The following is a 6,683-nucleotide window of genomic DNA, read 5'->3' as shown; positions in this document are numbered from 1 at the left end:
TCTACAAGCTAAATCGAAGATATTTTGGAGATAGCCTCTTTGAAAGGCTTATTATTGCTAACATTACAGGGTTATGATTAAAAACGGATAATCAAATTTATTATTGACGGAATCATAAAATGATTCACTAATCCATTCTTGTTTATCTGGTTTTACTCGTATAGATTGTTCTCTTATAAAATAATCAAAATGATACTCCTGCGAAAAAACAAAGCTTGAAATAAAACAAAATAGTAGCAAAAAATTTTTCTTCATATAAAAGTATTTGTGAAACACAAATATATCTTTTTAATTGGAAAATGTTTAAAGTTTATAAATAATCTAATACCTTTTTCCAATCCTCAAATTTTCTTTCAAAAGAAATGGTGTGAAGCGGACTTGTTGATGGCAATAAATAAATTGGAATTCTAAAATTTTTGCCTAATAACTTCTGTAGATTTTTATACGACTTTCCACCGTTACAGAAAACAGCTTTTATATTTGGATAATTTTCTAACAGTTTTTCAATCTGATTAGCTTCTTCATTTTTAATTTCAGAATCAAGGCTTCCTTTTCTTTCGCAGGAATCGATAACATCCCAAATTGCGATGTGATTTTTCTTTAAAATATTAATTCGCTCTGAATAATCTTCTGTAAATTTTTCATTAAACAATTCAAAAATAATTTTCCAGAATTTGTTTGGGGGATGAGCGTAATACTGTTGTTTTTCAAGAGATTTCACACCAGGAATTGAACCTAAAATTAAAATTTCAGATTGTTCATCGATAAATGGTGGGAATGATGAGATTCGGTTTTGCATGATTCAAATATATAAATTTTGACTAAAGCTTTAAGAATATTTAAAAACAAAAAGCGGGCTAAAGCCCGCTTCTATTGATAATTTATATAGTATTATAAATATTGAGAATATTAAAAACCACCCCGTCTAAATTTTCTTTGAAAATTTATCCACCCCTTCAAAGGAGGGGAATTAGAGTGAAAATATTTTCTACAAAGTTTCTTTCAACCAATCAAAAAATTCTCTCTGCCAAACTAAACCGTTTTGTGGATGAAGAACCCAGTGGTTTTCGTTAGGAAAATATACTAGTTTTGATTTTAAACCTCTCAGTTTTGCAGATTGAAAAGCTTCCTGACCTTGTTCGTAAGGAACTCTAAAATCAATTCCGCCCTGAATGATCATGATAGGTTTATTCCATTTTTCTACAAAATTGCTTGGATTAAATTCTGTATATGCTTTTGGAAGAGGTTTTTCCCAAGGCGAACCAAGATCCCAGTTTGCGAACCAAAGCTCTTCTGTTGTTAAATACCAAGATTTCATATCAAACAATCCGTCGTGAGCGATGAATGTTTTGAATCTGTTTTCGTGAATTCCGGCCAACATAAATACGCTGTATCCTCCGTAACTAGCTCCAACAGCTGCAACTCTTTCACTATCTACATAAGGTAAAGTTTTAGCATAATCTGTTGCTGCCAAATAATCTCTCATCGGTTGCCCACCCCAATCTCTTGAGATTTCTTCGTTCCATTTGGTTCCCCAACCCGGCATTCCGCGACGGTTTGGTGCAACAACAATGTAACCGTTTGCTACCATCAAAGCAAAATTCCATCTTGTGCTGAAAAATTGCGTCAACGCAGATTGAGGACCACCTTGGCAATAAACTAAAGTAGGATATTTTTTATTCGGGTCAAAATTTGGTGGATAATGAAACCACACTCCCATTTCTTTTCCGTCTGAAGTTTTCACCATTTTCAGTTCAGACTTTCCTTGAGCTAATTTTGCATAAACATCTTTATTGTCATCGGTTATCTGCTTTAATGCTCCGTTTTTAAGATTAACGGCATAGATTTCAGAGGCATGGTTTATGTCTGTTTTGGAAACCAAAAGTGAAGTTTTCTGATCTGCAAAAATCTCATTAATATCAAAATCACCTTTTGTAATCTGCTGAATTTTAGAATCTTTAGGATTTAAAGAAAATAATTGTTTGGTTCCTCTATAAGCTGCTGTAAAATAAATAGATTTAGAATCTCCGCTCCAAAAAACATCTCCGGAAACAGATTCGTCCCAAGCTTTTGTAAGATTTGAAGTTTTCCCGGACTTCCAGTCCATTAATTTAATATCATTTTTATCTGCTTCATAACCATCTCTTTCCATACTTTGCCAAACAAGAGATTTACCGTCCGGACTGAATTTAGGGTTCAAATCATACCCTTTATTCGACTCTGTTAAATTTTTTGTTGTTCCGGAAGCTAAATCGTAAGCAAAAATGTCGGTATTGGTACTTGTTGAATAATCTTTTCCGCTTTTCGGCTTCGTAACATACAAAAGCTGAGTAGAATCTGGACTGAAAATAAAATCTTCGGCTCCTCCAAAAGGTCTCTGGGGCGAATCCCACATTTTCCCTTCCAGTAAATCCTTTGCAGAATCTATGTTTGCCGCAGCATCTACTACAAAAACATGATTGTATTTGCCTTCGTTAAAATAATCCCAATGTCTGTGATTGAGATCGGTATAAATCTGAGCTGTAGTTTTGGGCGTATCCGTAAATTTATCTTTACCCATCACTTTTTCAACCAAAACCTGCTTGCTGAAAGCTATTTTCTTCCCATCTGGAGAAATAACGATATTATCTGCTTCGCCAATGGTATAAAATTCTGTCCAAGTTTTACCGCCGTCTTTAGAAAGGTAAATTTTATCGCCCTCCTGTGCATATAATCCGTTTTTATCCCACTGAATTAATGCTTTTTTACCTAAATCTATTTTTGCAGACTGATTATTAATTACATTCAGCAGATAATTCTCATTTTTCGTTTTTTCTGTTTTAAGATCAACCTGTCCTATTTTGTAAATTAGCGACGACTGATCCGGAGAAACTGCCTGAACTCCGACTTTCTTTAATGTCCAAAGAATTTCCGGCGTCATTACTTGTTGTGCATTCATGAGAAGAGGAGCTGCTAAAGCCAGCAGACTGTGTTTCAATTTCATATTACATTCATTTTTAAAAGAATTTTCTGTACAAAAATTCAAAGATTGCCAAAGTTAATATTTAATACAAAATTAACCGAACGAAATTGAAATGAATTTAGAAAAAAGACTTCAAAATTAAATTAATTTATTTCCTGAACTAAAAAAACCAGTCTTATAATCATAAAAAATCCCGCTCACATTGGCGGGATTATATTAAGAAATGAGGTCTTCATTGGTTTCTTCGTGGTCATCTTCATTGTCACTTGTACTATAAAAACTGTTCTCTTCATCAGGAAGTTGGTTGGTAATCTGTTCAAAATTATCATCATCTTCCGCACCGGGAACATCCAGCCCAAAAGGCATTTCATTGTTTACTTCATTGGGATTTGTAATGGGATTTCCGTCTCCATCTAAGGGAATATGCTCTTCTCTGTTGAATATATCTTCACCTGCATTATAATCCATTTCCTTTAGCTTTCTGTTTTGTTCATTAAGGTTATCTTCCATGATAATAATATTTTTTGATATGATGAAACAAGACAAAAATAGTTCCAATTACTTATCGAACTTTTACTTTTTTTAAAAGTTTTTACTGATTGGTATTATTCAGCATCGGTACAAATTTGTAAGCTCCGAATTCTTCTTTCTGAATTTCGGTAGGCGAAATTTTAGTAAATCTGTATAACACCTGTTCGTCTGTAGGACCGAGTGGAATTACCATTTTCCCTCCTACTTTCAGTTGTTTCAATAATTCTGTAGGCAACACAGATGCACCACAGGTAACTATAATTTTATCGAATGGGGCAAAAGTAGGCAACCCCGCAAAACCGTCTCCAAAACTTTGAAATTTCGGATAAAAATTCATCTCACGAAGTTTTATTTTAGAAAAATCGAATAAATCTTTCTGCCTTTCTACCGTGTAAACCAAAGCTTCCATTGCAATTAATACAGCAGTTTGGTAACCACAGCCGGTACCAATTTCCAAAACTTTTTCACCGGATTTTATCTGCAAAAGTTCAGACTGCTCTGCAACTGTTGAAGGATGAGATATGGTTTGATGTGCCAATATGGGAAAAGCCCGGTCTTCATAGGCAAAATCTTCAAATATACTTTCAATAAAAAGATGTCTGGGAACGGTATTCATCGCTGCAAGAACACGTTCATCCGAAATCCCAATTTTCTGTCTGAGATATTCTACCAAATTCTTCCTTTTTCCCTTATGTACAAACAAATCTACCATGTCACAAAAATAATGAAATGATTTGAAATTTCAAATCTGAGAGCTAAGTTTGGAGGTTAAAAATTGATTCTACTATAATTTGAAATTCCACATATCAAATTAAACTTTTATCTTTACAAAAATTTGAAAAGCTATGTTAAAAGCAGGTTTGGTAGGTGCCGGACATTTGGGTAAAATACATTTAAGACTTTTAAACGAGTCTTCAAAATATCAACTGGTTGGGTTTCATGATAAAGATGCAGAAAACGGAAAAAAACTGGAAGCTGAACTTGGATATACGTATTTTGAAAATTTTGATGATCTTCTAAATGAAATCGAAATGCTGGATATCGTTACACCGACAATCTACCATTATGATTATGCTCTTAAAGCGATTGAAAAAGGTCTTCATTTCTTTATTGAAAAACCGGTTACACATACTCTTGAACAGGCAGAAGAAATTGTTGCATTGTGTAAAAAAAACGGTATAAAAGCTCAGGTTGGGCACGTAGAAAGGTACAATCCGGCATTTATTGGAGCTAAAGCTTACATTCAGAATCCTATGTTTATTGAAATTCACCGTTTGGCGGAATTCAATCCTCGCGGTACGGATGTTTCCGTAGTTTTAGACCTGATGATCCACGATCTGGATATTTTACTGAGTGTAGTAAAATCACCGGTAAAAAACATCCACGCAAGTGGTGTTTGTGTGGTAAGCAAGACTCCCGATATAGCCAATGCCAGAATTGAGTTTGAAAACGGATGTGTTGCCAATCTTACGACTTCCAGAATTTCTATGAAAGCGATGAGAAAAAGCCGTTTTTTCCAAAAAGACGCTTATATTTCTGTTGATTTTTTAGAGAAAAAATCTGAAGTTATCCGAATGAAAGAAGCACCTGAGAATCCTACTCCATTTGATATGATTATTGAAAATTCTGAAGGTGAAAAAAATCAGATTTTATTTGAATATCCTAATATTCAGCCCAATAATGCGATTCTGGATGAACTTAATTCTTTTGCCAAAGCGATTACCGAAAACAAAAATGTAGAAGTTTCTTTAGAAGATGGTACAGAAGCTCTTAAAGTTGCCCTAGAAATTATGAAACTGATTAGCTAAACATATTTTCTCAATATAGACGAAAAATTTTCGGCAGAAGAAATTACATCAGACAGAAGAATTCAAAATAAATTTTCATCTTTTGTCTGATGTAATTTTATTTTTAAGATTAATTAAAAGCTTCTATAATCTTAGAAAAATCTTCTAATTTTAAAGCAGCACCTCCAATAAGACCTCCGTCTATATCCGGCTGAGAAAAAATTTCTTTTGCATTATCTGGTTTTACAGAACCTCCGTACAAAATAGAAATTTCTTCAGCTACTTCTTTACCATATTTTTCGGCAATTGTATTTCTGATGTGTGCATGGATTTCCTGTGCCTGTTCTGGTGTCGCCGTTTCTCCTGTTCCGATTGCCCAAACCGGTTCGTAAGCAATAACTACTTTTTCAATTTCTTCAGCCGAAAGCGTAAAAAGAGCAGTTTCTGTCTGGTTTTTTACTACATCTAAATGTTGCCCTGCTTTTCTTTGGTCTAAAGTTTCTCCGTTACAGTAAACAGGAATTAAACCTTTATCTAAAGCTAATTTTACTTTTTTATTGCAGCTTTCGTCTGTTTCGCCATGATATTGTCTTCTTTCAGAATGCCCGATTAAAGATCCGCTTACATCAATAGACTCCAACATATCCGCAGAAATTTCTCCTGTATATGCACCACTTTCGTATTCGCTCATATCCTGAGAAAAAACTCCGATTTCGTCTTTTTCAAAAATATCTTTTGCCATCATAAGATATAATGAAGGCGGTGCGATCCATACTTCACAGTTGGTTTTGTTTTCGTTTTTGTAACCAAGCAGCTGTATCATCAACTGTTGAGCTTCAATTACGTTTTTATTCATTTTCCAGTTTCCTGCAACTATTTTTCTTCTCATAGTTTTTGTATTGTAGTTAAAATGATTTTAATCTTTTGTTTAGTTCAGTTTCCAAAGATTTTTCAGCAATTTGTAAAAAGTATGTTCTTCATCTGTTACCACCTCATCTGCTTTTATTAAAGACTTTGCAAATTCTGCAAATTTTATACGTTCTTTTTCGGTAGAATCTTCTAAAAAACAACGTGCATGAAATTCAAAATGATCTTTCCATTCTTCCGGCTGCAGTAAAGCAATGGTTTCTAACTCGTTATCTAAATTCATTTTGAACGGAAATTCGTCTGCAAGATACTGCTGAATGAGCATTCCCTCTTCCGGAGCAAATTCTCCGTCTATCGATGAAAGAATCATCAGCAAATGATATCCCGCAATAGGTTTATTAGATTTATGCATATTTTTTATTTAATATTTATACTTTAATTTTTTTGATTATCCGTTTTTAATCATAACCCTGTAATGTTAGCAATAATAAGCCTTTCAAAGAGGCTATCTCCAAAATATCTTCGATTTAGCTTGT

7 protein-coding genes are annotated in these 6,683 nt (G+C 33.8%); 1 reads left to right on the top strand and 6 read right to left on the bottom strand.

The genetic code is table 11. The features are described from left to right. Nucleotides 1–310: 310 nt before the first annotated feature. The 4 genes from IV513_RS14625 to IV513_RS14610 form a co-directional block, all read right to left on the bottom strand. Entirely contained in the window at nucleotides 311–799 is a 489-nt protein-coding gene (locus tag IV513_RS14625; protein ID WP_209391296.1) for a DNA-deoxyinosine glycosylase, read from the bottom strand. A 189-nt stretch (nucleotides 800–988) separates the two neighbouring features. Continuing rightward, a complete protein-coding gene (locus IV513_RS14620; RefSeq protein ID WP_209391295.1) occupies nucleotides 989–2,983 on the bottom strand; it encodes a S9 family peptidase in 1,995 nt (664 codons plus the stop codon). A 195-nt stretch (nucleotides 2,984–3,178) separates the two neighbouring features. Continuing rightward, complete coding sequence (locus IV513_RS14615) at nucleotides 3,179–3,472, bottom strand: hypothetical protein (protein ID WP_245168959.1); 294 nt, start codon at nucleotides 3,470–3,472, stop codon at nucleotides 3,179–3,181. Between the two features lie 82 nt (nucleotides 3,473–3,554). Next, on the bottom strand, nucleotides 3,555–4,205 hold the full coding sequence (locus IV513_RS14610; RefSeq protein WP_209391294.1) for a protein-L-isoaspartate(D-aspartate) O-methyltransferase: 651 nt from the start codon (nucleotides 4,203–4,205) through the stop codon (nucleotides 3,555–3,557). Nucleotides 4,206–4,338: 133 nt separating this feature from the next. Between IV513_RS14610 and IV513_RS14605 the strand changes: the two genes are divergently transcribed. Then, nucleotides 4,339–5,301 (top strand): Gfo/Idh/MocA family protein, encoded by a 963-nt coding sequence (locus IV513_RS14605; protein WP_209391293.1) that lies wholly within the window; start codon nucleotides 4,339–4,341, stop codon nucleotides 5,299–5,301. 109 nt (nucleotides 5,302–5,410) lie between these two features. Here the strand turns inward: IV513_RS14605 and tpiA are convergent, their stop codons facing one another. After that, nucleotides 5,411–6,169: a triose-phosphate isomerase gene (gene tpiA / locus IV513_RS14600; RefSeq protein ID WP_209391292.1), complete on the bottom strand. Its 759-nt coding sequence runs from the start codon at nucleotides 6,167–6,169 to the stop codon at nucleotides 5,411–5,413. Between the two features lie 39 nt (nucleotides 6,170–6,208). Then, entirely contained in the window at nucleotides 6,209–6,559 is a 351-nt protein-coding gene (locus IV513_RS14595) for a TerB family tellurite resistance protein (RefSeq protein ID WP_209391291.1), read from the bottom strand. Nucleotides 6,560–6,683 lie beyond the last annotated feature (124 nt).

This window comes from Chryseobacterium sp. RR2-3-20, assembly GCF_017808115.1.
GTDB lineage: Bacteria > Bacteroidota > Bacteroidia > Flavobacteriales > Weeksellaceae > Chryseobacterium > Chryseobacterium oryzae.
Note: the sequence above shows the minus strand (reverse complement) of the source record. Positions and strands in the feature narration are given on the sequence as shown.

Excerpts from the sequence above, each read along its gene's own strand:
- IV513_RS14620 (WP_209391295.1), bottom strand. The coding sequence starts at position 2,983 with ATGAAATTGAAACACAGTCTGCTGGCTTTAGCAGCTCCTCTTCTCATG.
- IV513_RS14610 (WP_209391294.1), bottom strand. The coding sequence starts at position 4,205 with ATGGTAGATTTGTTTGTACATAAGGGAAAAAGGAAGAATTTGGTAGAA.
- IV513_RS14625 (WP_209391296.1), bottom strand. The coding sequence starts at position 799 with ATGCAAAACCGAATCTCATCATTCCCACCATTTATCGATGAACAATCT.
- IV513_RS14615 (WP_245168959.1), bottom strand. The coding sequence starts at position 3,472 with ATGGAAGATAACCTTAATGAACAAAACAGAAAGCTAAAGGAAATGGAT.
- IV513_RS14605 (WP_209391293.1), top strand. The coding sequence starts at position 4,339 with ATGTTAAAAGCAGGTTTGGTAGGTGCCGGACATTTGGGTAAAATACAT.
- IV513_RS14595 (WP_209391291.1), bottom strand. The coding sequence starts at position 6,559 with ATGCATAAATCTAATAAACCTATTGCGGGATATCATTTGCTGATGATT.
- tpiA (WP_209391292.1), bottom strand. The coding sequence starts at position 6,169 with ATGAGAAGAAAAATAGTTGCAGGAAACTGGAAAATGAATAAAAACGTA.